The organism is Paenibacillus sp. WC2504, from assembly GCF_052682475.1.
This window is the reverse complement of record NZ_JBQZFH010000001.1, coordinates 1,162,435-1,187,967: the sequence shown is the minus strand read 5'-3', so window position 1 is coordinate 1,187,967 and position 25,533 is coordinate 1,162,435. Positions and strand designations below refer to the sequence as shown.

Sequence of the window (25,533 nt, the reverse complement as noted above, 5' to 3'; positions counted from 1 at the left end):
AAAGACCTCGTTCTATTCTCGTTTATCGTTCTCTCTAATTCTACACGAAAACCGAGGAAATACAAAGGAGCAGTGAAAGATGCACGCTTCGCAACGGTTATAACACCATATCATCGTCGAGCTGCGGATTTTCATAGGGAAACTGCAGATATGAGGCTTCTTGGATCGCATTTTTCCATCTTTCGGCATGAGACTGCAGCTGCTGTTCGACGTCTTGAATCCTTTGTTGCAGATCGCTGCTGCTCTCTGCCGTGCCGCTTTGCAGCGCCTGCTGCAGAGATGTGCGTTCTTCAAACCACTGGGTTAATTGATATAAAAGCATAGGGGATACCACCTTTTCTCACACATTGAGTAAGTATAAGTATTCCCTATGACGTGGGTGCGCATACCGATGGCAAAACGTCGCCTCAGCCCGCGAGCTGGCTTCGCTGCCATTGAGTAACGCCGATTACTCCTGCTAATTGCCAGACTCCTAACCGCTTTCTAACAATTAATTGGATTTTCCACCGCTAATTTCACCATATCTCGCAGATTTCGCGTAGTTACCGATGAATTAGCTGGAGCTTCTACCACTACTGCACTCCATGCGGCAGAACAACGCAGATTAACGATAATTTTTCCATCTATCCCAGTTGAGGTGGTTAAGCTGATCCTACGAGAGCAACGCTCCATCCTGCACAAGCAAAGCCTGCAGCTCAGCAATATCGATCTGGCCCGGCAGTACCCCGTGCTTAACGGCAAGGCCGGCAGCCGAACCGGCCGCTTGCCCCGTTGCCATGCAGCTCGGAGTCAGGCGCGTCGTGGCTAACGCTTCATGCGTCGTCGAGATACAGCGGCCTGCGGTGAGCAGATTCTCGATCTTTTGCGGGAGCAGACAGCGGTAAGGGATGTCATAGGCGCCATCGCCTTTGACCCAGGCTGCCGTCACACCTTTGCCGGAAGGATCGTGGATGTCGATCGGATACCCGCTTCGCGCGATGACATCCTCAAAATGGCGGCCTTGCACGACATCGTCCACCTGCAAAGCGTACTGGCCGTCGATGCGGCGCGTTTCTCGAATGCCGATCTGGGCGCCAACCGATGAGATCGACGCTTTTTCGAAGCCAGGCAAGTTATTTTTCATGAACTCCGCCACCATCAACACCTGCTTGCGTCCAAGCTCTTCCGCTTCGGTCAAATCCTCCACGTTAGTACCGTCAAGCCCTTGTACACGGGTAGTATTGACCAGCACTTCGTCGGCTTCAGGTCCAGTGAAGAAGAGCACCTGATCGCGATTAATCGGCAAATTCGCTTCCTTCCAGTGCTTGAAGTAACCCAGAACACCGGACAATGGCAGCTCAGCCAGTTCGGAGAACGGTGTTTTTTTATAAAACTCATCCGGATGATCGAGCATGTACTGCTTCACGCCGGCCAAGTCCACGCCGCGCATACGGAATTTCATCGTCATCGGCTGTGTCAGCTTATCCCCGTCACGGCCTTGCAGGCACGGAGCGCCAGACAAGTAAGCCAGATCGGCATCCCCCGTCGTGTCGATAAATACTTTACCACGCACATCGATTCTGCCGGACTTGGACGTAAGCTGCACCGTTTGAATACGGTTATTCGCGGTCTCCACTTGATCGACAAAGCTGTGGAATAGCAGCTTAACCCCCGCTTCCTTGAGCATATCCACCGCCAGTACTTTGTAAATCTCAGGGTGATACGGCGTTATGGTGTTCACGAAGCCAACGGTGTCTCGGAGATGCCCCGGGGAAGCATTCATCGCCATAAGACGATCGATAATCTCCTGCGCAAGTCCTTTGATCACCTGCTTGCCGTCCGTCGTATGAAAGGTCATCCAGGGATATACAAGGGCAGCCGTGGACATCCCGCCAATAAACCCATACTTTTCGATTAAAACCGTCTTAGCCCCGCTCCGCCCTGCAGCAATGGCTGCATTAACCCCTGCCGGACCGCCCCCAACTACAACAATATCCGCTTCTATGATTTTGTTCATTTCAATCTCTCCCTTGTATCGAATTCTGAATTCAGGCTGTTTTCTCGCTTTTCCCAAGTATAGATGAAATTTAACTTTCAATTTAGTTTAAAATTAGTTTAAAATTACTACATACTTGTACAAGGGGACTCCGGAACTTATGCGCAAAAGAATAACACTCCATGATCTCGCCGCTCAGCTTGGCTTAACGATTCAAACGGTGTCCAAGGCACTTCGCGGATTGCCTGGCATGTCTGAACAAACACGCAGTGAAGTATTTAAGCTTGCGCGCGAGCTTGGTTATATGACCAAAGACCAGAAGCAAACGCTGCAGCTCGATCATATCTCTCCGTACCCTGTCGTTCAGCGCAGATTTGTACTCGTTCAAAACAAGATGTCATTGAATTTCAATCGCTTGCTGCTGCAAGGCCTCCATGAACGGTTCATGGAATTTGGACATACCGTCCAGCCGCTGCTTATCCCGCCCGATCTGAAGCCTTCACAATTTCAAAGCTGGGCGGAAGATCAGGAACTGCTATATGCAGAAGGAATTTTCATAGCGCCGAGAATGAATCACGATCTATTGGAGCAGAAGCTGCTGGAGCTGCCGCTGCCACGGATTCTGCTCAATTTCCCCCCACCGGAATCAAAAGTGGATAGTGTCATTTGGGATGTATACGAAGCGATGTTCCAGGCCGTACGCAGGTTAGTTCGAATGGGACATCGGAATATTCTGTACGTGGGAGATACGCAAGATCAGCGGGGGTTCGTTATTCGATGGCAAGCGTTTTGCGAAGCCATGAAGGAAGCCGGCTATGCAGTCGATATGCGGGAACACGTGACCAAACGCGATGGCACAGACAAGTGGCTGCAAGATGTGGAGCAGCTCTATCAACAGCGCAAGCCTACAGCTGTTATTTGCGGCATCGACGAAGAGGCGGCGCCGGTTTACTATACCCTGCGCCGAATGGGCGCCCAAATTCCGCAGCAATGCTCATTCGTCGCGCTGCTCAACGAGCAAACCGACACGCTGCCGCTGTGCTCACGCCCGCAGCTGCCCATCCGGGAATCGGGGTATCGCGCCGCAGACCGCATGCTCTGGCGGATTGCCAACCCGCATTTACCCTTCGAACATGTGCGGCTGCAGGGGGAGTTTTTCATGGGGAGCACACTATCTGTGCATAAGTATAACGAATAAAAAAGAGGGCAGCTTGACCAAGCTCCCTCTTACTCTTCTTCACTGGTATAATAATTAGCAAGCTTCTTAAATTCGGCTGCTTTCATGACATTGCCCCTCTTCTTCTCCTGTCCGGACATCCAAGCGGCAAGAACGCCCAGCCTGAATTCTGCTCTTGCTTTTTTCTCAATGAACCATTGGTCAAAAATACCTGGCATAATTTCCTTATTGCGCATAAAACGAAACAATCTTTTACAGCTTTCATACATCTCCGCTTCGTTATCCTCATGATGCAAAGTCTGTTTGATATGTTCAAAAAAATCAAGTAGATCGCACTCAATCTTGCATTGCAAATATAAATGCTTACGATCCGTTTTCAAAATTGAGTTTTGATCTTGATCATAGGTAAGCAACTTTTTCAAATAGTTAAGATAGACCTTTAAATTTTTCAGGGCAATAGGCAATGGCAGCGATGGAAATATCGCATCACACAGATCTTCTCTGGTTGAAGACGGGTGTAAAACCAAATAGACGAAGATGTTTTGGGCATACCGTTTGTTCCAGCCATCCAAAATTTCTTGTCCGTTCACGCTCACCCGAAATCCGAATAAAAGTTCCACTTTCACGACGGGTACCGGATTTTGTCTGCTAGGGATCAACGTTTGCAGGTAAGAATCCCACATGTGTTGAATGGAACTTGCCATTTCCGACGGCTCCACACCTTCAGTTTCTACTGGACGATTCCTCTTCCTTTGAATAAAGTCCTTGATCCACTCGACGGTTACATCAGGCTGATCGATAAATATGGCATTCGCCGCATTTGGAACGATGTAAAACGTAGCGTCCGGAATAAGCTCGGCCGTCATATTTTGGAAAGAAGAAGGATAAACTGTATCACATTCCCCAGCAAGCAGCAGAGTGGGACTTTGAATCCATGATAATTCACTAACAGGTCGTTGCTCAATGTGCAACTTAAATAGTTTCATGTAACTTTCAACGGGCACATCTGCATACATATTGTACAAACGCTGAGCTTCCTCATGCCGAAACGGATAGACCGTTAACGAAGGGAGAAGAAAATGTTGGAGCATATAGCCCATACCGTATTTTTCAATCAAATCCATATAGTTCTTAATGACAGTGCTCCCACTCGTCTCTGGAAACAGCACGTTAATCGAGATAAGGACGAGACATTTCACTAACTTAGGGTACCGGATGGCGAAGAAAATAGCCAAGGACCCTCCAAAACTATGTCCTATCAGATGAAAAGTTTGTAGATTCAAGTGCCCGATCAGCGTATAAATATCATGGACAAATAGGTCCCATGAGATCTCGCCTAAGGTTGGTTCACTTTTTCCACATCCACGCAGATCAACAAGCAGAAGATGATAATCCTCTTTTAAGCCGTCAATCAAGTGTCCCCATCGTGAGGAGTCAAAACCGTTTCCATGAAAAAAAACGATCGTTTCTTCGGAGTCGCGCGTGGATGTAATAAATTCGTAGTAAAGGCTAACGCCATTGACTTGCGCAAAAGACACCGATGCACCACCATTCCGTTCTATGTTAGGTTCTATCATATAAGGAACGGGGCATTTAAACAATATGACTAGCTGTACAAAAATCTTTGGAGGTTTCCACCTTTCCAACAAAAAAAGCGCAATCCGCAGAGTGCACCTTCCAAAGCTTTCTATTTAATTCGCAATGCGCAGTGGCGTTTTCACAATAACCATGGCGTTCGCGATGGTCACTCTATACCCCAGATTAACAGCCTCAGAAATAATCATGACAACTTGCTCATGATGCAAAGCGGTTGCGGGAAAAAACTTTTGGTAAACGGTGCGAACATCCTCATATACCAACTCCAAAACTTCAAACGGAGGTAACACCGTGTTATAGTACTCATCAATAAAAGCATCGCTTTCTATAAATACATCTTCCGTAGGAAGGTTGTAGCCCCTGGCTTCCAGAACAAGTTTGGCAATCCGATTACCTTTAATTGCTGCATAACAAATAATGTTGTCTCTAAAAAGCTGCATTTCTTCCGGATTCAAAATCTTCAATTGCGGCGCTGCACCCGTCAGGAAAACCTCCCACATGGTTTCCAGCATAACTTGCATATTCTGCAAGAGCGTGTCCGCACGGTCGTCGATCGCCGCTTTCGTGTTGCACAAAATCGTTTCACGGTTCTCATTTAATCGCGTATTCACAGTTGCCATATAGGAGTCCAGCTTCGCTTGATTCCGCTTGATGGCTGCAATTTCTTGGGCGACAACGCCTTTTTCCATCTGCTCCTTCACAGCCTCTATGAAAGGTCTCTGCTTCGTTACGTACCAATAATAACGACCAGTACCCTGCTCAAAAGCTCCCTCGATCCAGACAACAGGCTGAGAATCGATCGTATCAAAACCCAAGCTGGTTGTTTGCAGCAGCGGGAACCTTTCCATCGTTTTTTTATTTCGGTCAAAGAATGCGATATAATGGTTCGTCACCGCAAGAATGCCCTGATTGGCGTCTGGGTGACTTGCCTCTGTAAGAAAATGCGGCGTTTCGTTCGTTTGCTCCCGAACATACGTGATTGCACTCGTTCTATACAAAAATTGAATCCCTTGCATGAAGATCCTGCGTGCTTGCCGGAACGTTAAGAAATCGGTCGATTTTCCCATTTTGAAAAGTACCCGCCCTTTCATCTATGTAAGGAGCAATATTTCTTTAGATATGTTCTTACTATACGCTTTCGGAGGTTACACAAAAGTTACAGGCGCTGAGTTTTCCGCTTCTGCACACATGAAATTCCCTGTTAACGTTTCTATTGTTTTTGTGAACATGATATATTGTTAGACATACACGATTAGATCGGCGTGCGTATGTATTGAAAAGGAGGTCATTTTATGCCAAAAAAGCAAGGCAAGCATCAAAGCCCTGGCAAAAATCAAAATCACAACCCCAAGCTCAAAATCAGCAAGAGCCAAACGCATAAACCTGTTTCAACCAAGGCCATTACGGAGGCGAACACGCGCCAGTATACGGTTAAGGAAGCAACGGAACTGCTGCCCTTTTTATTGGAAAAGCTCTCTGGCGTAGGCCGAAATTCCGTGAAAGCCACCCTGGCACGCGGACAGGTTTCTGTGAATGGAAAAGCCGTCACCGCTTACAATCACCCCCTGCAGCCTGAGCAAACGGTAACCATCAGCAAAGAGAAAATCTTAGAAAATATTCCGCTCGCCGGGATGTCCATTCTGCACGAAGATGAGGATGTTATCGTCATTCAAAAGGATTCCGGGCTTCTATCGATCGCGACCAATCCAGAGGAAAACCAAATTACCGCCTACCGCCAGCTGACGGCACATGTGCGTAACCATGATCCGAAAGCCCGAATTTTCGTTGTGCATAGACTTGACCGGGATACTTCAGGTGTCATGATGTTCGCCAAAAACGAAAAAGCTCAGCAGCATCTGCAAAACACCTGGCAGGATAGTGTGAAAGAGCGTACATACGTAGCCCTAGTGGAAGGGTTGGTCAAAAAAACTGAAGGCACCGTTACTTCCTGGCTGAAGGAGCATCCCAAATCTCTCAAAATGTACTCGACACCTTATCCAAATGACGGCCAGCACGCCGTAACGCATTACAAAACGCTACAAGCGAACCGGAGCTTCTCCCTGCTTGAAGTTAATCTGGAAACCGGACGTAAGAATCAAATACGCGTCCACATGCAGGACATCGGACACCCTGTCGTCGGCGATAAGAAATATGGTTCGAAAACAAAAGAAATTGGCCGCCTCGGACTTCATGCGCGCGTACTTGCCTTTTTGCATCCGACAACGGGGGAGCTGCTGCGTTTTGAAACGAATATTCCGAAGGTGTTCATGAACCCTTTCCGTGAATTACCTGCAAAAAAATAAGCCAGTAGGAGTAATTACAATGCGAATTGTTGTGCTTGACGGTTATACGTTAAATCCCGGCGATTTGGACTGGGAAGGTCTACACGCTCTCGGAGAAGTGATTGTCTATGAACGCACCGCTGCTTCACAGATTGTTGATCGTGCAGCTGACGCTGACATCGTGTTAACGAACAAGACGCCGCTTTCCGGAGCCACGTTACAGCAGCTTCCTAAACTTCGCTACATTGGCGTCCTTGCGACTGGCTATAACATCATTGACTTACAAGCAGCTAAGGAGCATAACATTCTTGTGACCAATGTACCTGCATACGGTACGCAATCGGTTGCTCAATTGGTTTTTGCTCTATTGCTGGAGTTTTGCAACCGAGTACAGCAGCATAGCGACAGCGTTGTAAATGGAGGTTGGTCCAGATCAATCGACTTCTGCTACACGGTATCTCCACTGACCGAGTTAAGCGGCAAAACGATCGGTCTCATCGGCTTAGGCCAAATCGGCAAGCAAGTGGCGCTCATCGCCAAGGCCTTGGGCATGAACGTAGTAGCAACAGGCAGCGGTAGACGTACGCCTGAGGCTGTCGAAGGTCTAACTTGGGTTTCGCTGGATGAGCTTCTGCAGCAGTCCGATGTCATCTCGCTCCACTGTCCATTAACCCCGGAGACCAAAGAGCTTATTGATGCAGACCGAATTGCCCTTATGAAACCTACGGCTTTTCTCATCAACACGGCTAGAGGCGGCCTTCTGAATGAGGCCGATGTTGCGCAGGCCTTGAACCATGGGCGTCTGGCAGGCGCCGGTCTCGACGTATTGACGGTAGAGCCGCCGACGCCGGATAATCCCTTGCTGCATGCGCGAAATGTGCTCATCACGCCGCATATTGCTTGGGCAACGAAAGAAGCGCGCGCCAGGCTGATGACGACTGCCGTTAGCAATGTGCGTGCCTTCCTTGAAGGGCAGCCACAGAATTTGATCGGGTGATACTCGCGAGGATAACGATGCAACAGAAATGAAAAGAGGGCCGAGATTCCAACAGGGTTGGGATTTCGGTCCTCTTTTTGTTGATAGTGCTACCTGCGTGTCCTTACGGAAGTATAGGGCGCTATTTGGTGTGAATAGTGGGAAATAGCTGATTTGGCGGAACTACAGGGCGCTATTTCAACCCAAAAGAGTGCTTTTCTCCGAGTATTGGGAGAATAGCGGACTTCAGTTCCCTTTGCTGCCGGGCACGGTGGTTTTAACACTAAATAGGGGACTGTAGTTCCCCTACCTACCTCAACAGTGCCGCATAATCCATCTGCGGCACAATGCCAGCCTCTGCTGCGCGCTGAAGCAGCGTCAAAACAGCGCCATACCCGTCATCACCAAGATTCGCGGTGAACTCGTTCACGTACAGGTCGATGTGCGCCTGAGCGACCTGCGGGTCCATCTCCTGCGCGTGCTGCATGACGTAGTCGCGCGAAGCTTCCGGATGCGCCCACGCGTACTCCACCGAGGCGCGGGCCCAGCCCGCAAGCGCATCAAGATCCATCGAGCGCCGCGCTACAATGGCGCCGAGCGGGATCGGCAAGTTGGTGTCTTCTTCCCACCAACTGCCCAAATCTTTGAGAAGCGCTAACCCGTACGACGGGTAAGTAAAGCGCGCTTCATGAATCACGAGGCCGGCGTCAATCTGGCCGTCCCGCACGGCTGGCATGATCTCGTGGAACGGCATGACCACGATTTCGCCGACGCCGCCGGGAACGTTCTGTTCCGCCCAGAGGCGGAACAGCAAGTACGCGGTCGAGCGCTCGCTTGGCACGGCGACCCGACGGCCGCTTAGCTGAGCCGGGTCAGGGTTTGTTCCGCCGGACTGCGTCAGCACGAGCGGGCCGCAGCCTCTGCCCAAGGCGCCGCCGCAGGGCAGCAGGGCGTACTCCTTCAGCACCCATGGGAGTGCGGCGTAAGAGATTTTGAGCACGTCGGGTCCGGTGCCGTCGGCAGCCAGCTTATTCGTAATGTCGATGTCGGCATATAAGACATCCAGCTCTGGAGCGCCGGGGATTAAGCCGTGCGCCCAAGCATGGAACACAAAAGTATCATTGGGACAAGGTGAATACGCAATTTTCATTTTAAAGCACCTCCGCTAAGACTGAACTTGCTGCTTCTAAAGCTTGTAGAGCGTCCCCGATGCGCCAGGCATCGCGGTCGCGTGGACCAACCGCGTTGGAAATCGCGCGGATTTCAATGACAGGCACGCCGCGCAATGCAGCGGCCGTGGCAATGCCGAAGCCTTCCATGGCTTCGGCGGCGGCTCCAGGCACTCGCGCTGCGAGCTGAGCGGCGGTAGCGGCCGTCCCGGTAGCTGTCGCTACCGTGAGCACCGGTGCTGTGCGCGCGCTAAGGCCGGCGGCTGTGAGCGCCGCCGTCAGTCGCTCGGCTATGTCGGCTGCAACGCTGATGCGCGTTGTGCCGAAGCCGAGGTCGTCGAGGGAGCTGAAGCCGTCCAGCAGCTCCACGCCAAGATCCGCGGCGATGATTTCGCTCGCGACCACAAGCGATCCGATCTCCGCTTGCCCGGGAAATCCGCCGGCAATACCGGCGATAACAATCAAATCATATTGTGCTGCGGCCAGCACCATGGCACCATTAACGGCTGCTGCCGCAAGTCCTACGCCGGCCAAAGCGAATTCAAACCTGCTGTCATGGCCAAGCCCCCGCTGCACAGCATCCCTTTCAGGCGCTACTGCCGTCATCATAAGTACACGCATTATTAGGCCAATCCCCTTTTTAATCAAAAACCATGATGAATTCTCTGTCTATTATTTTACATGACTAGAACTAAATAAGAAACTTTTGAGCACTTCCGCTCCCGCCTTCTTGACTTGAATGACTAATTTAATTATTATCTAATTAGATGTATGGCAAATTAGTTTTTTATGAAGAAGGTGCCCATAATGCAGTTAGATAAAATTATTACCTACCATAAAGCACTGTCTGACGCGACGCGAATTCGCATGCTCATTTTGCTGAGAGATGGGGAACTGAACGGTCAAGTGCTTGCGGAGAAACTAGGCGTTACACCCGCTACAATTACGCATCATGCTGCTAAGCTGCGTGAAGCCAGCCTCATTCACGAACGGCGAGACAAGAATACGATTTATTTCGCGTTAAATGAGTATTTTATCCGCAGCAACGCCAGCGCGACAGCCGATCTCATTTTCAAAAATCAGAAAGGAGAAGCCAGCACCATGCAGACCGAAGACACCCGTCAGAACCTGAAGCAATCCATCATTCGCAACTTTTTCACGCAAGACGGCAAGCTTAAGCACATCCCTTCTCAACTTAAAAAGAAGCTAATCGTTCTGGGGCATCTCATTGACCAGCTCGACAAGGGGCGCACCTATACGGAGAAAGAACTTAACGAGTGGATTAAGCAGTATCATCCCGATTTTGCAACGATTCGCCGGGAGTTTATTATGCATCAGTTTATGTTCCGGGAAAACGAAATTTATGAGCTGAATCCGCCCGAAATGTGGGCCAAATGGGAAACTTTATCTTGATCGGCCTCTGCGTCGCAACGTCAAGCGGACACGTCCCCAAATAAAATGAAGCACTATGGACATTCATCCATACATCATTTAGATGAATGACATATAGTAATTTTGTGAAGGGAGGGATAGACATGAGTTATGGATGCGGAACAACCTATAATGGAGCTGCTGTAGTCCTCGTTTTATTCATCCTCTTGGTTATCGTATTAAGTACCTTCGGATTTGGTTGGTAATGACGATTACAAGCGGCTGGGACGATAAATTCGTCTCGGCCGCTTACTTTTTTATGAGCTTTTACGTTATAATGAAAGCCTGTATCATTCTTTACCTATATGACCTACTCAGGATGGAGACGAGGTATTGTGGCTACTCCGATTTTAACCATTGTGGTCCCTTGTTATAACGAAGAAGAAGTTCTTCCGGAAACGGTATTCCGGCTTAGCAGTGTCATCGACGCCCTCATTACAGATAATCTGGTCGCAAGCACAAGCACCATGCTCTTGGTTGATGATGGCAGCAAAGACGCAACGTGGTCGCTGATCGAACGCTTTCACGCCTCAAACTCCTTTGTTACCGGGCTAAAACTGGCGCGAAATGCGGGGCATCAAAGCGCCTTGCTTTCCGGTCTCATGCACGCCAAGTCTTATTCCGATTGTGTCGTATCCATTGATGCGGATCTGCAGGATGACACGGATGTTATCCGAGAATTCGTCCTCAAATTCCGCGAGGGCTTCGATATCGTATACGGTATCCGGCAGGACCGGTCTGCAGATACCTTTTTCAAACGGGCAACCGCGCAAGGTTTTTATAAGCTAATGACTTCCCTAGGGGTAAAAATACATTACAATCATGCGGATTTTCGCTTAATGAGCAAGCGTACTCTCGATAATTTGGAGAAATTCCAAGAGGTAAATTTATTCCTGCGTGGCATGGTGCCGTTGCTTGGTTTCCCGTCCACTCAAGTGTATTACACCCGGAAAGAACGTTTCGCCGGAGAATCCAAATATCCGTTGCGCAAAATGCTTGCCTTCGCTTTCGACGGCATCACGTCTTTCAGCGTAACTCCGATCCGCTTCGTTACATTGATGGGGTTCGTCCTGTTCCTTCTTAGTGTCGTTGCCGCCTTATATGCTATTATCGGCAAACTGCTGGGAGCGAACGTAACTGGCTGGACTTCATTGGTCTTGTCCGTATGGTTCATTGGCGGCGTGCAGCTGCTGGCGCTTGGTCTAATTGGCGAATACATAGGAAAAATATATAAAGAAGTAAAGCAAAGACCGCTTTTTGTCATTGAAAAAGTATTGAAAGGGAGCGCTCAGGAACAAGAGGAATTGTCTGTAACCCCTCCATCCATCCCGGCTGCTTCAAACCGCCGATAACATGATACAACAACGATTATTGGCATTGTTATCAGGAAGCTTCTTACGATTTTTACTTGTCGGCGTTTTTAATACTTTGGTTGGTCTATCTGCCAGCTTCGCTTTTTTTAATGTGCTCCATCTGAACTATTGGCTTTCGACATTCGCGGGAAATACGTTAGGTGCTATCGTCAGCTACACGCTAAATCGCACGTTTACTTTCCGCTCCAATGCCAGTGTGGGCAGCAGCTGGTGGAAATTTGCGATCGTTATTTTAAGCTGTTATGGCTTGTCTTATAGCTGCGGTCTGCTTTTGGCTGAAGCCGCAGGCGTACTGTGGCCTGAGTTGCGGGCAGATTGGCTGCACAATGCTGCTATTTTGGTTGGAAATGGCTTATACACCATTGGTAATTATTTGGGACATAAATATTTTACATTTCGGGCTAATGGTCCCACCCGCAGCGGGGTATCCTAATCACCAAGAGGTGATGCCTAATGGCACGTAGAAGAAGCAACCGGGCCATCGTGCCCGGATCCGAACATGGACTGGGAATTCTTAAAGCACAAGTCATGCGAAATCAAGGCTATAACGTGAATCCAGAGCGGCCTGATTTGGTCAAATATGAGGTCGCCCGAACGTTGGGAGTTCCCCTGCAGCAAGGGTACAACGGCCAATTAAGCTCGGAAGACGCGGGCAGGGTTGGCGGTCCCATTGGCGGGGCAATGGTCAAGGAGCTCGTGCGCATGGCGCAGCAGAAATTAGCGGAGCAGCGCCCCCCGCATTGATCCGCTTCCCAAGAGATGCCATAATCCGCCGCGGCTGCACATAAACTAATAGCAAGCTGCTTGCAGCGCTATTTTCTATGCAAAAGTCAGGTGATGATGGTCGATGAATCCTCCAGGCAACCGTCCGCCAAAGCCCGATTGGAAAGGGCTCACGGCGCAAGCCGGCGATGTGCTGGGCCCTGAATTCTGGCAGGACATTGCCAGTATCATCCCGTTAACCGGGCCAAGAATCGATATGTATGAAACACCGCAGGAGCTAGTCGTTGTCGCGGAGGTTCCCGGATTGTCCGCCCCGGAGCAGATTCAACTATCTTTCCGCGATCAATCGCTGTTAATCCGCGGACATCTTGTCCGGCCTTATCAGGTGCTTGATGAGCAAATGAGGCTGTCCGAACGTTTCTTCGGAGCTTTTGAGCGGACCATCCGCTTACCCGGAAGAGCTTTGACCGAGCAAATGCGGGCGCAGTATCATAACGGTCTGCTCATCATTCGCATTCCTTTGTCACCACCCGACGGGGAAAAGGTTATTCCTATTCAGTTCACCTAACGTTCAACCGCCTTATGCCGCCGGAGACGCTGTCACCTGCACGCAAATAGGACCAAGGTTGAGCGTTATTTGTTTTGGGATTTTTGGAAAAGAGAAATGAATCTTCGTTTGTCCCCATATAATTAAAAAGAGAACATTCGGAAAAGCGGATATGGAGGGGATTATTGTGGTACGCATCCAATTTCAATCAATTCATATCGACAGCCTCGCGGCATCATCCAGTGTGAACAAGGGAACGAATCGGATCGTCGGCAGGCGGCACTCTGTGAAGACCAACCAGGGACTTGGAGAAGTGGATGGCGAGGGCAATGTCGTGATCGGCGGCAAACATGTCGTTAGCGATGGGGACCGCTTTGATTTTCAACCATTTATCCGAAAGAGCTGAGAAACAACCATGTGGTTTCAGAAGAAAAAATCGCCGCCTCCCAAACCGCAAGGAGCCAGAAATGCGGCACCACCGCCATCACCGGCCGGCGCGACCGTACCTACAGTACCCGAGCCTGCTTCTACTACTGCGTCTTCCCTTACCGTTCAGCAATTAGAAAAGCGCCTGAAGAAATTAGAAGAAGAATTATCCAACCTGACTGCTAAGCATCCGCAGATTCATATAGATACTCTGCATGTTCATCAGCCTGTCTTAGAAAATCTAACCTTTCGTCTGGATCATTTGGACATCAAGGAACTGAGTGGCTCCTTAAATTTGGGTAACAACTTCGGAGCTAAGCCCAATGAGAAAAAAGGCCCTCACGATGAGGCTTTGACACGTGCTCAAGTGACAAAAGAGCCGCCCGCGGGCGCTTCAAGGCCAGCCTCTCCCCCTGCTAAGGGACAGTCCTCCGCTTCAGCGGAGCCTGGCAGCGACGGCGCGGCATCAACGACAGAGCGTACCGCCACCGGATACAAGTACACGCCGCAATCCAAAACGAAATGAGGTGTTTCCCTTTGTCCTCCTTCATGTCACCGACGTTTATCATCGGCTCGATCCGAATCGGATCGGTTGAAAGTGCATCCTGTATCAATATGGGCAACAATTGGCCAACCGATTTCCAGAGCAACCAGAAGACTGTACAAGGTTTTGGCGCTGTAGAAGGTGACAACAATCAGTTAGTCGGAACACGTTCCATGCTCAATGACTCCGACTTCCTCGACATGCTCAATGTCGGCGATAATGAAACACCTGATTGGCTTCAGGAGATGATTACTGCGCAAGCGGAAGCTTCCGGCTTTACCCCAACGCCAGGAGCCAAAAAGCCGGAAGAAGTCATCAGCACGACACAAACGCCTGACTAAAGGTGAATGGAAGCTGCCTTTTATACCCGGCCAATAACAAGATCCCCTTTGGTGTAAGGCGCGTCGATAATATCATTATCATGAACCGTGTTAATATTATTCACGACATAATTGTTCTCGCCGCTTACCTCGCCTAAGCCGGAATTCGCTTTGCCGCTTGTTGTCCAATATACTTGTGTATTCGTCCCGATAAAAATACCGGAAGCATCCGATATCGCATTCACATGAATGGCGTCAAACTGAATGAGCGGCGGATCTAGCGGAATGGCTGAAAGAGCTGTTCTCTGCATGCGACTCACCTCACTCGATTAGGCTTGATTCGTGACAGCCGGTTTGAAGTCTTGATCATTAATTGGAGCATCAATAAAGTCATTATCAAAAATCAAATTCACGATGTTGGCGGATATCGAATTCCCGATGAATTCACCGGTTCCGTAATTGTTCTTACTGTGGGAATCCCAGCTCGACTGTGCATTCTCACCGATCCCGATGGTGGCATTGGTATTCTGATTGTTGATATTGATCATGTTAAAAACGATGGAACTCGGCATAGTGCTCACTCCTATCATGGGTTGACAAGGCTATGGGATAAATCCTGTATGCTAGCCTATTCATTCATCAACCAATTGGTGTACGAATAACCTGCAGGTCGTAAGTGCGAGGAGTCCACTCGGTCTTGATAAAGACAAAAAGGGCTGCACCATGTTGGCACAGCCCTCATCTTTTACTTTACTACCAGAAGCCACCGAAGCCTGGGCCAAAGCCCGGGCCAAAACCACCAAAGCCGAAGCCTGGGCCAAAGCCACCAAAACCGAAGCCTGGGCCAAAGCCACCACCGAATGCAAAAGGTGAAGTACCAATTGCTAACAGATCAAATAGTACCAAAGGGATAATCGCTTTAACTTGAACTTTTTTACCTTTTTGTGGAGCTACGATCAACGTGTTTCCACTGATTCTTACCAATTTACCGGACACGCTTGTTCCGTCTTTCTTAAGAGCCACAATTTGTTTGCCGACCAATTTACGAACGTCTTCTTTACGAATTTGGGATGCCACGAAACGTCCACCTCCTTTTAGCCACCAGGGATACATTGCTCTACAGTGTACTCCTGTGCAGGTAACATCGCTTGGATAGCTGTCCACCCACTCGGAAAAATAGTCGTTTGTCTATAAAAAAATGCCACTTTTCCAGGCCATACACCTGGAAAAACAGCATTTTATCAATAATTGCTTATCCCTTACGAATCTTTCCAAGCTCAGTTGTTATAGCGTCGATCTCGCTGATACTGAATCTATCCTTACTTGCGACCATGTCGTACAGATCTTTCAGATCCTCATACACTTCCGCTTTCACGTTAGAAGCCTTAATGGAACCTCCCGTAGCCATGCGCAGCTTCCTCTTTATTTCTTCAAACATAAATTCCACGTTCTCTTCCGACCACTGATTTAAATCCATGTTAGACCCTCATCCTTCCCAGCTGTTCTTTTCCCTATATTAATGCACATGGGGGCTAATGTAAAATACAAGCTTCACACAGGCAAAAAAAAGAAGAAAGACCCCCGTCTCTCTTCCTTAACTAATTATATGGCATTGGTGATCGGCAAATGCGGACCCACCATTTTGACAAGCGGCCGCTGCTGCTCATAAGAATCTAGGTCCAAGCTTACGCAAATTAGACGAATGTGCTCATCAGCCAGCTTGCGAGCTTCTTCATAAGTAATTTTAAACTGGATGCAATACGATATGAGGCCGTGTAAAGACATAAACAAATTCCAAGGAAGAGTAAACTTTTTGCTTTCGAAACCAGGTTGGTCCGTGACAACCTGACGAACGACGATGGAGAACATTTCGAGGCATTGCGCTTGTTCGGTACGGGAATACTGCTGAAGTTCAGGTTCATTCAGCATGAACATCATTTCATAGTGGTTCGGATTGCTAAGTCCAAACCAGACGAACTCCATCATTAACTTTTGAAGCAAATTCACGCTAAATCCATGTTCACGCACGATCATTTCTCGTTGACGCTGCATCAGCATGGAGAAATCGTCTTTAATTAACGCGTAAAACAGTTCCGCTTTCTCAGTGAAGTGATAATATAACGCACCATGACTGTAACCCATTGCTTTTGCGATGCTGCGCATCGTTAAAGCGCGATAGCCAAAAGTGGCGAATAAATCCCGCGCCTCGGTAAGTATTCGTTCTCTGCTAAGCTCTTGCGCGACTGCTTTCCTAGCCATTCCTATCCCTCCGCATCCTTAGCCTATTTAATTTTGTTTAGTCTTGAACCTGCCTATTCGGGCAGGTTCTTGTGAACGATGTACTCGTTCTCTCCAGCGATAATAACACCTTGACCTTGCGTAAAATCTGTTGCCCAGTTGATAAAAGCATCCGCTGCCGCTGCCAAAGGATAGCAAGTTACTGTTACCTTGTCAGTAAAATCGATATCCCCGAGGAGCATTCCCTGATTTCTCAGTTCATTCTCGATTTTGCCATACCACGTATAATCAACCTCAATCATCACCCTCTGATGATTCACTTTGTAAATCGGTTGTGCAGCTTCAATGCCCACCACGGCTCCATCCGTATAAGCCCGAATGAGTCCGCCCGCGCCGAGCATGATGCCGCCGTAATAACGGGTTACGACGATTGCGATATTCTTGAGCCCTTGATGCTTAATCACTTCCAGAATCGGCTTACCTGCCGTGCCGCTCGGTTCTCCGTCATCAGACTGCTTCTGAATCTGGTCCCTGTCTCCGATGACATACGCGCTGCAGTTATGTGTAGCCGTTTTGTGTTCCTTCTTGATCGCTTCAATAAAGTGGATAGCTTCTTCTTCTGACTCCACAGGCTTGGCATGACCGATGAAACGCGACTTCTTGATGATGATTTCCGACGATCCGTACGATTGGATTGTTTTGAAATTTGCTAGCATAGCCGACCTTTCTTGGTAGAAGGAAACAACTGTTTCATTACATTCTACACACATCTTTTGACTTCGACAATATTGTAAGAAAATTTACCACATAAATAATGGTAATTTTCTATGAAAAAAAACGACCTATCCGATTGGATGGATCGTTTGGTTCATTACATTCGTCATTTACTTCTGTAAACGTGCTTCCAGCTCCGCTTTTTCTTTCTCATAACCAGGTTTACCCAAAAGCGCAAACATGTTCTTCTTGTAAGCTTCAACGCCTGGTTGGTCAAAAGGATTCACGCCCATCAGGTAACCGCTGATGCCGCATGCTTTTTCAAAGAAGTACACCATATACCCGAAGGAGTAAGGCGTCATATCCGGCAGCGTAACGATCAGGTTCGGTACGTGTCCGTCCGTGTGAGCAAGCATGGTTCCTTGGAACGCCTTTTTGTTCACGAAATCCATCGTTTTTCCGCTCAGGAAGTTGAGACCGTCCAAATCGTCAGCATCTGTACCGATGGTAATATGATCAGCCACTTGGTCGACTTGAATCACGGTTTCAAACAAAATGCGATTGCCGTCTTGAACGAATTGGCCCATGGAGTGAAGATCTGTCGAGAAGTCAACAGAAGCCGGGTAGATACCCTTGTAGTCTTTCCCTTCGCTTTCGCCGAACAGCTGCTTCCACCACTCCGAAACGAAATGCAAGGACGGCTCATAGTTAACGAGAATTTCGATCGTTTTGCCTTTGCGGTAAAGCGCGTTACGAACAGCAGCGTATTGATACGCTTGGTTCTCGCTAAGCTTCGGATTCGCGAACTCGCGTTGAGCATCCGCAGCACCTTTCATGATCGCTTCTACATCAATACCAGCTGTCGCGATTGGCAGCAAGCCAACAGCCGTCAGAACGGAGTAACGTCCGCCTACATCATCCGGGATGACGAAAGATTCGTAGCCTTCTTCATTGGCCAGCGTTTTCAAAGCGCCTCTCGCTTGATCTGTTGTTGCGTAGATACGTTTGCGAGCGGCTTCTTTGCCATATTTCTTCTCCAAAAGTTCACGGAAAATGCGGAAAGCAATCGCCGGTTCTGTTGTCGTACCGGATTTCGAAATCACGTTAACGGAGAAGTCCTTGCCTTCCAACAATTGAAGAAGGTGTGTTACATATGTAGAGGAGATGTTATTTCCAACGAAATAAATCTCAGGCGTTTTTCTTTTATCTTTAGGCAAAATGTTATAGAACGAATGAGAAAGCATTTCAAGCGCAGCGCGTGCTCCCAAATAAGAACCGCCAATCCCAATGACGACAAGCGCTTCGGAATCGGATTGAATTTGTTTAGCAGCCGCTTGAATGCGAGCAAATTCCTCACGGTCATATTTCTCAGGCAGATCCACCCATCCTAAATAATCAGAGCCGGCACCTGTTTTGTTATGCAGCTGATCATGTGCCAGTTCTACCTGTCCAGACAAATAATCAACCTCATGTTGGGATAAAAAGGACAATGCCTTGCTGTAGTCAAATTGTAGCTTAGAGCTCAATATGCTCGCCTCCATCTCTATTTTTTTCCTTTTCCTAGCATACTTATTTGCTTGTACAAAAGCAAGTAAAGAAGGCATTCACAGGTTAGATTTCCCATGATAAAATGATTCCAGAGGTGAATGATCATGAAACGTATCGGCTTTATCGGACTTGGCACAATGGGCAAACCCATGGCTGCTAATCTTATTCAAAAAGGTTTTATGGTAACCGTTTATAATCGTACTCCCGAAAAAGCGGACGAGCTGGCTCGTCTTGGCGCTGAAGTGGCTGCAACACCCGCCGATGCCGCCCGTCATTCAGATGTACTGATTACCATGCTTAGCAATGACGCTGCTTTGTTGGATATATTCTACAGCGAAGAAGGCGTACTAAGCGGTATTCATCCGGCTCTTACGATTATTGATTCCAGTACCGTTTCCCCACAAACAAGCCAAAAGCTGGCCGAGGAGCTTGCCGCCCATTTCGTCGATTTTCTCGATGCGCCTGTCACAGGCAGTAAACCTGCTGCCGAAGAGGGTTCACTCGCGTTCATGGTCGGCGGCAGCCAGGAAGTGTTTGAAGAACATGAGCAATTATTCCTTGCGATGGGCCGTAAAGCCCTTTATCTAGGTCCCTCCGGCTCCGGTTCCTATGCCAAGCTTGCCAACAATACTATGGTGGGTATTAACCTGCTTGGTTTTGCGGAAGGCTTGTCTATTGCATCCAAAGCAGGGGTTAACCTCGAGAAATTTCTAGAAATTGTCCGCTCTGGCGGCGCAAACAGCAGAATAGTCGACCTCAAAGGCGATAAAATATTAAATCGCGATTTCAGCAATCAATTCTCCTTGAAGCTGATGCTCAAGGATCTCTTGCTTGCTCAAGGACTCGCTAGTAACTTCCAATTACCGGTTCCACTGCTGCAAACAACGGCGGGCTTATTCCAAATGGGATTAAGCAAGGGCCTCGGCGATGAAGATTTGAGCTCCATCATCCAATGTTACGAAGACTGGATGGGGCAGCAAATCGCTAAACCTAGCGAACCTGCTGCTGCCCAAGAAAAGTCGGCATCTCCGCTTTCTGGCCGTGAACGCCGTCGGAACACACGTGTGAAGCTGGACATCAACTTGAAGTTGTCCATCTATCAATGGGAGCAGGAGGGCTCCTTCTCCGGGCAAAACATTGACGGTACGCTGTTCGACTTATCGGAAAGCGGACTGCAAATCACTACCGCTGCGCCACTTGCACCGGATATGTTCATCGTTATCCACTTCCCGCAGGAAGCGGAGCTCCCACCAATCACCGCTCGCGTGATTCGGATCGAGACCGATGGCGATAAATTCCGCTATGGCTGTATGCTTTCCGGCCTGCCGCCTTATGTGCGGATTAAGCTGGAGAAATATATTGAAGAGCATATTGCTTATGCTTTGTAGAGGTTAAAAGTACTTGAAACATGAATAATTGAAAAAAATATGAAACTATGAAAACATAACTACATGTAAACTCATTGATGTGAAGAACACCGTCTTTCCTATTGGGAGAGGCGGTTTATTTTATTTGGAGGCACGGAAGCTTTGGAACAAATAAGAGACTTTTGAGGCTTCTATTTTGATACATATTAGCTTAAATGCAAGAATAAGAGTCGGTAAAGACTCTTATTCTTACAAGCTCATCACAGCTGCCCGGATGCTTTCCGGAGCTCGTCTGCCAAGCGATGAAACTCCGCTCTAGCTTCTGCATCTTCAGTGATTGTCCAAGCGGCGGACAGAAACATAATTATTTTATCCGCATCTTCACAACTCATCATATACTCCCCTTTCCCTTCAATCTGATCAAATCTCGTGAGATCGCTCCCTTCAATAATACGAATCAGTTTGTCCGCATAGAGCGGATCGGTTGCGTAACCTGCTTGCTGCAGCTTCTGGCAGGCCAATCGATAGTCCAGTTCATGCAAGACATTGGCATACCTGGGATTCTGGGTAAGAAAATAGGAATGGTCACGAATGCTTTCATACCAACTGTCATAAACACAGAAGCCATCTACAATTTGCAGCCATCTGCCGTTAATAAACTCCTGAGTAACTAACTGTTGCCCGCTCCCCTTGATGCCAAACAAATTGTTGCCTGACGCATGATTGCCCCAGCCACTTTCCAAAATTGTTTGAGCTATCGTCACGCTAGCCAAAATACCGAACTCCCGCATATTTGCTTGGGCAGCAGGTGCCACTTGCTCGATAAAACGATCTTTGTTCATAGACCTTCACTCTTGTTGCGAAGCACTTGAATCATTTGTTTCAAAAAGCTGGGCAGCGGCAGCCCTAACCGTCCATAATTTTCAGTGATCGAGATAAACTCATTAGCCAAGTAAAAATAGATTGCCCCCGTCATCATGATATTCGTGTCAAGTAGTAGGTCCATGCGGTGAGCCAGCATAATGACAAGCAGCATCATTCCTTTACGGGTAAGCCCCCAGAAACCAACTTGGCTGTTCAGACCGCGCTGTTCCTTCATGGAGGCCGCAATACCTGTGACATAGTCTACGGCGATTGTCATAAGGAAGAGTCCCAGTAATTCACTCAACCCGCCGAAGGCATAAGTCACACATGCGCTAAGCGCAGCCAAAATCGAGCTGAACATAACTTGGTTCATCGGTTTCGCTCCTTTCTTTTGAGATGGGAGGAAGAATGGTTGTGTTTTCAAAATATTTACCATGAGATAGATGCCACACCCTCCATGCTGTTCGCTGATTCGACAGTCATTTTTAACTCCCAATACTTGTTGATGTTGGTCGTTTTGTGGGTGAGACTGTCTGTGAACAATGTCTTAAATTGATCAATCGTATGTGGCTGAAGCTCGTTGCTAGCTTTCCAAATGATAGGTTCAGAGACTAGATCAGCTATGATTGCGTTGAGCATCGTGTTGAGATTCGTTTGTGCTTCGTAGTCGAAGTCGTAGGTGTGGTTTGTGCCTAAGACATTGGAGGTGAAACCTGATAGTATTTCTGCGTTGCAGGCTGCGTTGAGTTCGGCCGTTTTTGAGAGTTTAGCGTTGGCGATTTGGGACTCGGGTGTTGGCTGAATGGCTTCCCATGCGGCTTGTAGTTCTTTTTCCGTCGGTTGCGGTTCCTCTAGGTTCCATTGCGCGATATATGGCCCGTTGCCGTCTGAATCGTCTTGGACGATGAAGTCGGTTAGTGGCTGTGCATGTGGGAATAGAGATATGATTGTTTGTGGTATGTTCATGGTTTCCTCCTATGCGATACGTATAACTTCAAAATTAATATCATTAGCGTATGCAAGTGTAATGGCGGTAGAGGAGTTTAAATAGATTTCTATATAATCACCCACACCTAAGTAGATACTTGCATTTCCTTTTAACTCATATGCAGAAGCACTATTAACATTTAAAAAATAATCAAGTCTCCGATAATGAGTACCATTTAAATAAATCGATAATTGCAAAGTAGTATTTGCAGCAATCGCAGTCAGAAGTACATTGGTATCTATATGGTAGATACCCGTACTAGGTGCTGTGAATCTATATAAAGTAGCATTATCATAGCTTCCTAAATTATCGAAATTCTCAACTGGAAACTGTACTTTAGTCCATACTGATGCTGATATGGCTTGTCCACTGCTGACACTGCCCATAGCACGAGATGCGGGACGTGTGCCGAATGTGTTATCTCCCCAAGGATTAACAACAAATCCTTTATTGATCATACCAACGTTATACGTTCCAAATAGAATGTTTCCACTTGGGACCGAACCACTGTATGTTAAAGTGGCTCCATCTGCTGCAACTAAAACATAATTATTTGAAGTTCCAGTACAATTTGAAACAAGTACGCTAGAACCATATTGTGCAGCAACAGCATTGTCCTTATTACTAATTGTGCAATTGAGTATTTGCCCATTTTGGGAAACTACGCTAAAGCCTGCAAATGAAGATGCACTGATTGTTTTGCAATTATTAAAGATTGTCATCCTTCCGTATTCCGTATAGAACCCGTTGCCTGTCGTGGAAGTACATGTGAATCCTTCTACTACTGTGGTTTGACAACGAATTACAGATATAGCATTTAAAGAAACCACACCAGATGCAACTAATTGAACCACACCCGAACCATTAAACCCGTATAACACCGCAGTCTCCGCATATGTTCCCGTTGCCACGTTTACGCGTACAGTATGATTTACAATTTGAGGAACTATGGATATAGCTTTATTAATTGTCTTAAACGGTTTTCCTTTGCTCCCGTCATTATTATCTGCTCCATTTGTAGCATCAACATATACAGTCATATCCGTTGTAGTCTTTTGCGGTACGTTATAAAACTGCTTGACCAATCTCTCAGTTTCACTTGTCCGTACTTCGATATCTGATTGATTCATACACAGAACATCAACCACTTTTTTAATGTTACTGGCTACATCACCATTTACAGTATTTACAGGCGCAGATAATGAATGTTGATCTAACGCGATATAGGTTACTTCGTACGTTGCTGCTGGGTCGAAATCCGATGAATTTATAATATACATTCGATAGTTCCCATAGCTGCTATTTTGATCAATTATCCACTTTTTATCTAATATATTACTTTTAAAAATGCCCATAATCATACTGTTTCTGTATCTAAGATTTGAAGATGAGAATGCGACATCAGAAATGCGATAAGCACCTACAGAATATGATGGAAACGCCTTCTCTCTTACAATAACACCCTGGCCTACTTCAATCTGATTCAATCCTTCGTGCAACGTCATTCCTGCATCAACTTGGACTTCTTCAAAGGTTGGTGTTGCTAGTTGATAAGTGAGTTTGTAAGGCATATATCCTGCTCCGACTGAATAGTTAGGGACATTTGTCATTACTGCCGAACCATCTGTTACAGTAGCATTACCTAAAGAAACTGTCGATTTTCTCCAATACTTAGTGCCTGTCGTATAAGGTGTAGAATTTGTCCCATCATACATAATCCACCCATAGAAATACGCTTGTATCTCTTGTGTTGTAGGTGTGTATGTTTCTCCCCAACCGCTGTCTGTGTCGGCAATTCCTAAATAAAAGTTACCATCAGCGGAAACAGCATTAAAATCAGCTACGGATGATACGCCTTGCGGAATAATTCTTCCGTCCTGCTTTATTACTACGCCACTACCCGCTAAACCATCTCCACCTAACAATGATTGAGGAACCCTGACTTGTTTGACACCAGAAAAATCATTAGCAAGCCACGCCAAACTACCATCCAGCAAAACATCCTTAAAACGCTTCTCAACAAAGTATTTTCCTTCACGTTTAAACAACGTGTCATATACTTTACCATCCACGCTTGAAGCAAGTTGCACGTTAGGGAATAGTAATTGATCATCGTTACGTGGTTTGAATGGCTTTACTGTTCCTCCAAGGCTTACGACTGGATTGCTTGCGGTTGTCATTGCAGTGTTTGTTCCTAGCAGTCTAACGTCTAAACTAACTGCATTTGTAGGTGCTATTAAGTTTTCAACTTTTTGTAAGCCTGTACCTACTGCATCTATTGCTGACCCAATTGTTGCTCCTGCTGCGTCAGAAAACGACACATTGATCCTACCGTTCGCATCTGAGAAGATAACGGATATGCTATAAGCTTGTCCAAGAACAACTTTGTGACCGTACACTAATTTATCATTTAATGAAACGTTTACTTTGTACGGTTCTAATATTTGTGGACTCCCAGCATACACAATCCATTCATTAAATGTTGCCGTTAGATTTTCACCATACTTAATTACATAAGGTGCGTTTACATGTTTTACATCATCTACGTATGGGTATTTAGCTGCTACTTGTGCATCTGTAATTGTTGCTAAGGCGTTATATTCAGCTTGCGTCACTTCATAAAGCCTAAAACCATCAGCATAACCAAATTGACCTACTGCTGTGCCAGTGTTTGCAATTGCGTACACATAAGATAACCCAGATGCAGGTGCTTGAAATCTAATCGCTTTTGGTTGATATGTCGAAGTAATGTTGTATGTGGAAGCAGATGTATTATTATTAAGATTGATTTGTATAGCTACACCGTTAACTGCGTTTCCATTTTTCACATCCGCCACTGCAAGATAATATCGTCCAGGAACAATCAAATTAGTTATTTCCCTATAAAAGCCTGTAGGGTTTGATGCTGATGTACAAGTAAATTTAATAGCGTTGTTTCCGTATTTTTGATTTGCACCATCCAAAGACAGAGTCGCTCCGAAATACTGCACCCACCTCCCCACATCCTCACAATTCCCATCCCGACCCAACAAATTAACCAACGTCCGCCCCGTTATCCGTAAATTTTCCAACGGTGCCGTCTGTGGTACATCAACCACCTGCAGCCCGTTCACTAAATTCACGGGGGTCGGAGCCGCGTCGGCGAACTGTGCGCCGAGCTGTGCATCAACTTTATCCCAGTTATCGTTGAGCATCGTATTAATATCAAAGGTATCATTCCCGTCCGTAGACGGGTTTTTCTTATAAAGTCCCAAGTTCGTGGTCGTACTAGGCAT

The 25,533-nt window shown here is 47.2% G+C and carries 30 protein-coding genes; 13 read left to right on the top strand and 17 right to left on the bottom strand.

Going from position 1 to position 25,533, the window contains the following annotated elements; translation table 11 throughout:
* Positions 1-97 precede the first annotated feature (97 nt).
* Together ACUN27_RS05405 and ACUN27_RS05400 are read right to left on the bottom strand one after the other, a co-directional pair.
* Entirely contained in the window at positions 98-322 is a 225-nt protein-coding gene (locus ACUN27_RS05405) for a hypothetical protein (protein WP_127455504.1), read from the bottom strand.
* A 330-nt stretch (positions 323-652) separates the two neighbouring features.
* Complete coding sequence (locus ACUN27_RS05400) at positions 653-1,996, bottom strand: FAD-dependent oxidoreductase (RefSeq protein WP_326059304.1); 1,344 nt, start codon at positions 1,994-1,996, stop codon at positions 653-655.
* A gap of 139 nt (positions 1,997-2,135) precedes the next feature.
* Here ACUN27_RS05400 and ACUN27_RS05395 point away from each other — a divergent pair, with 139 nt between their 5' ends.
* Positions 2,136-3,173 carry a LacI family DNA-binding transcriptional regulator gene (locus ACUN27_RS05395; protein WP_445558526.1) on the top strand — a complete coding sequence of 346 codons (1,038 nt, stop codon included), beginning with the start codon at positions 2,136-2,138 and terminating at the stop codon, positions 3,171-3,173.
* Between the two features lie 29 nt (positions 3,174-3,202).
* Here ACUN27_RS05395 and ACUN27_RS05390 read toward each other — a convergent pair whose 3' ends face one another.
* Complete coding sequence (locus tag ACUN27_RS05390; RefSeq protein ID WP_445558525.1) at positions 3,203-4,729, bottom strand: alpha/beta fold hydrolase; 1,527 nt, start codon at positions 4,727-4,729, stop codon at positions 3,203-3,205.
* A gap of 114 nt (positions 4,730-4,843) precedes the next feature.
* Positions 4,844-5,815 (bottom strand): hypothetical protein, encoded by a 972-nt coding sequence (locus ACUN27_RS05385; protein WP_445558524.1) that lies wholly within the window; start codon positions 5,813-5,815, stop codon positions 4,844-4,846.
* A 225-nt stretch (positions 5,816-6,040) separates the two neighbouring features.
* Between ACUN27_RS05385 and ACUN27_RS05380 the strand changes: the two genes are divergently transcribed.
* Together ACUN27_RS05380 and ACUN27_RS05375 are read left to right on the top strand one after the other, a co-directional pair.
* On the top strand, positions 6,041-7,051 hold the full coding sequence (locus ACUN27_RS05380) for an RluA family pseudouridine synthase (protein ID WP_445558523.1): 1,011 nt from the start codon (positions 6,041-6,043) through the stop codon (positions 7,049-7,051).
* A 19-nt stretch (positions 7,052-7,070) separates the two neighbouring features.
* A complete protein-coding gene (locus ACUN27_RS05375; RefSeq protein WP_445558522.1) occupies positions 7,071-8,027 on the top strand; it encodes a D-2-hydroxyacid dehydrogenase in 957 nt (318 codons plus the stop codon).
* Positions 8,028-8,316: 289 nt separating this feature from the next.
* On the opposite strand, the gene ACUN27_RS05370 is transcribed toward ACUN27_RS05375, so the two are convergent.
* Both ACUN27_RS05370 and ACUN27_RS05365 read right to left on the bottom strand, forming a co-directional pair.
* A complete protein-coding gene (locus ACUN27_RS05370) occupies positions 8,317-9,156 on the bottom strand; it encodes a 1,4-dihydroxy-6-naphthoate synthase (RefSeq protein ID WP_445558521.1) in 840 nt (279 codons plus the stop codon).
* Between the two features lies 1 nt (position 9,157).
* Entirely contained in the window at positions 9,158-9,796 is a 639-nt protein-coding gene (locus ACUN27_RS05365) for a futalosine hydrolase (RefSeq protein ID WP_445558520.1), read from the bottom strand.
* Between the two features lie 186 nt (positions 9,797-9,982).
* On the opposite strand from ACUN27_RS05365, the gene ACUN27_RS05360 reads away from it, so the two are divergent.
* From ACUN27_RS05360 to ACUN27_RS05320, 9 genes are all read left to right on the top strand, one after another.
* Complete coding sequence (locus tag ACUN27_RS05360) at positions 9,983-10,588, top strand: DUF2087 domain-containing protein (RefSeq protein WP_315953917.1); 606 nt, start codon at positions 9,983-9,985, stop codon at positions 10,586-10,588.
* A gap of 122 nt (positions 10,589-10,710) precedes the next feature.
* Positions 10,711-10,812 carry a YjcZ family sporulation protein gene (locus tag ACUN27_RS05355; protein WP_127455494.1) on the top strand — a complete coding sequence of 34 codons (102 nt, stop codon included), beginning with the start codon at positions 10,711-10,713 and terminating at the stop codon, positions 10,810-10,812.
* Between the two features lie 129 nt (positions 10,813-10,941).
* Positions 10,942-11,958 carry a glycosyltransferase family 2 protein gene (locus ACUN27_RS05350; protein ID WP_315953916.1) on the top strand — a complete coding sequence of 339 codons (1,017 nt, stop codon included), beginning with the start codon at positions 10,942-10,944 and terminating at the stop codon, positions 11,956-11,958.
* Between the two features lies 1 nt (position 11,959).
* Positions 11,960-12,412 carry a GtrA family protein gene (locus ACUN27_RS05345; protein ID WP_315953915.1) on the top strand — a complete coding sequence of 151 codons (453 nt, stop codon included), beginning with the start codon at positions 11,960-11,962 and terminating at the stop codon, positions 12,410-12,412.
* A gap of 20 nt (positions 12,413-12,432) precedes the next feature.
* Positions 12,433-12,723 (top strand): small, acid-soluble spore protein, alpha/beta type, encoded by a 291-nt coding sequence (locus ACUN27_RS05340; RefSeq protein WP_445558519.1) that lies wholly within the window; start codon positions 12,433-12,435, stop codon positions 12,721-12,723.
* A gap of 103 nt (positions 12,724-12,826) precedes the next feature.
* Entirely contained in the window at positions 12,827-13,270 is a 444-nt protein-coding gene (locus ACUN27_RS05335) for an Hsp20/alpha crystallin family protein (RefSeq protein WP_127455490.1), read from the top strand.
* Positions 13,271-13,436: 166 nt separating this feature from the next.
* Entirely contained in the window at positions 13,437-13,655 is a 219-nt protein-coding gene (locus ACUN27_RS05330) for a hypothetical protein (protein WP_315953913.1), read from the top strand.
* Between the two features lie 9 nt (positions 13,656-13,664).
* A complete protein-coding gene (locus ACUN27_RS05325; protein WP_326059292.1) occupies positions 13,665-14,201 on the top strand; it encodes a hypothetical protein in 537 nt (178 codons plus the stop codon).
* Positions 14,202-14,224: 23 nt separating this feature from the next.
* Positions 14,225-14,560: a hypothetical protein gene (locus ACUN27_RS05320; protein ID WP_127455554.1), complete on the top strand. Its 336-nt coding sequence runs from the start codon at positions 14,225-14,227 to the stop codon at positions 14,558-14,560.
* A gap of 20 nt (positions 14,561-14,580) precedes the next feature.
* On the opposite strand, the gene ACUN27_RS05315 is transcribed toward ACUN27_RS05320, so the two are convergent.
* The 7 genes from ACUN27_RS05315 to ACUN27_RS05285 all read right to left on the bottom strand — a co-directional run bounded on the left by ACUN27_RS05315 (position 14,581) and on the right by ACUN27_RS05285 (position 19,017).
* The gene (locus ACUN27_RS05315) at positions 14,581-14,850 is read right to left on the bottom strand and encodes a hypothetical protein (RefSeq protein WP_315953911.1); all 270 of its coding nucleotides are present in this window, start codon (positions 14,848-14,850) and stop codon (positions 14,581-14,583) included.
* 18 nt (positions 14,851-14,868) lie between these two features.
* On the bottom strand, positions 14,869-15,111 hold the full coding sequence (locus ACUN27_RS05310) for a spore germination protein (RefSeq protein WP_157317981.1): 243 nt from the start codon (positions 15,109-15,111) through the stop codon (positions 14,869-14,871).
* A 181-nt stretch (positions 15,112-15,292) separates the two neighbouring features.
* The gene (locus ACUN27_RS05305) at positions 15,293-15,616 is read right to left on the bottom strand and encodes a hypothetical protein (protein ID WP_315953910.1); all 324 of its coding nucleotides are present in this window, start codon (positions 15,614-15,616) and stop codon (positions 15,293-15,295) included.
* 175 nt (positions 15,617-15,791) lie between these two features.
* A complete protein-coding gene (locus tag ACUN27_RS05300; protein WP_157317980.1) occupies positions 15,792-16,016 on the bottom strand; it encodes a DUF1128 domain-containing protein in 225 nt (74 codons plus the stop codon).
* Between the two features lie 125 nt (positions 16,017-16,141).
* On the bottom strand, positions 16,142-16,798 hold the full coding sequence (locus tag ACUN27_RS05295) for a TetR/AcrR family transcriptional regulator (protein WP_315953909.1): 657 nt from the start codon (positions 16,796-16,798) through the stop codon (positions 16,142-16,144).
* 53 nt (positions 16,799-16,851) lie between these two features.
* On the bottom strand, positions 16,852-17,493 hold the full coding sequence (locus tag ACUN27_RS05290) for a YigZ family protein (protein WP_315953908.1): 642 nt from the start codon (positions 17,491-17,493) through the stop codon (positions 16,852-16,854).
* Between the two features lie 168 nt (positions 17,494-17,661).
* Positions 17,662-19,017 carry a glucose-6-phosphate isomerase gene (locus tag ACUN27_RS05285; RefSeq protein WP_127455481.1) on the bottom strand — a complete coding sequence of 452 codons (1,356 nt, stop codon included), beginning with the start codon at positions 19,015-19,017 and terminating at the stop codon, positions 17,662-17,664.
* Between the two features lie 126 nt (positions 19,018-19,143).
* Between ACUN27_RS05285 and ACUN27_RS05280 the strand changes: the two genes are divergently transcribed.
* The gene (locus ACUN27_RS05280) at positions 19,144-20,427 is read left to right on the top strand and encodes an NAD(P)-binding domain-containing protein (protein WP_315953907.1); all 1,284 of its coding nucleotides are present in this window, start codon (positions 19,144-19,146) and stop codon (positions 20,425-20,427) included.
* A 239-nt stretch (positions 20,428-20,666) separates the two neighbouring features.
* Here ACUN27_RS05280 and ACUN27_RS05275 read toward each other — a convergent pair whose 3' ends face one another.
* Genes ACUN27_RS05275 through ACUN27_RS05260 form a run of 4 tightly spaced genes read right to left on the bottom strand, consistent with a single transcriptional unit; the run spans position 20,667 to position 25,533 of the window.
* Complete coding sequence (locus ACUN27_RS05275; protein WP_315953906.1) at positions 20,667-21,248, bottom strand: glycoside hydrolase family 73 protein; 582 nt, start codon at positions 21,246-21,248, stop codon at positions 20,667-20,669.
* Positions 21,245-21,643, bottom strand: a complete 399-nt coding sequence (locus ACUN27_RS05270) for a phage holin family protein (protein ID WP_127455478.1) — start codon at positions 21,641-21,643, stop codon at positions 21,245-21,247. The genes ACUN27_RS05275 and ACUN27_RS05270 overlap by 4 nt, the downstream gene beginning before the upstream one ends.
* 56 nt (positions 21,644-21,699) lie before the next feature.
* The gene (locus ACUN27_RS05265) at positions 21,700-22,236 is read right to left on the bottom strand and encodes an XkdW family protein (protein WP_315953905.1); all 537 of its coding nucleotides are present in this window, start codon (positions 22,234-22,236) and stop codon (positions 21,700-21,702) included.
* A gap of 9 nt (positions 22,237-22,245) precedes the next feature.
* A complete protein-coding gene (locus ACUN27_RS05260) occupies positions 22,246-25,533 on the bottom strand; it encodes a right-handed parallel beta-helix repeat-containing protein (protein ID WP_315953904.1) in 3,288 nt (1,095 codons plus the stop codon).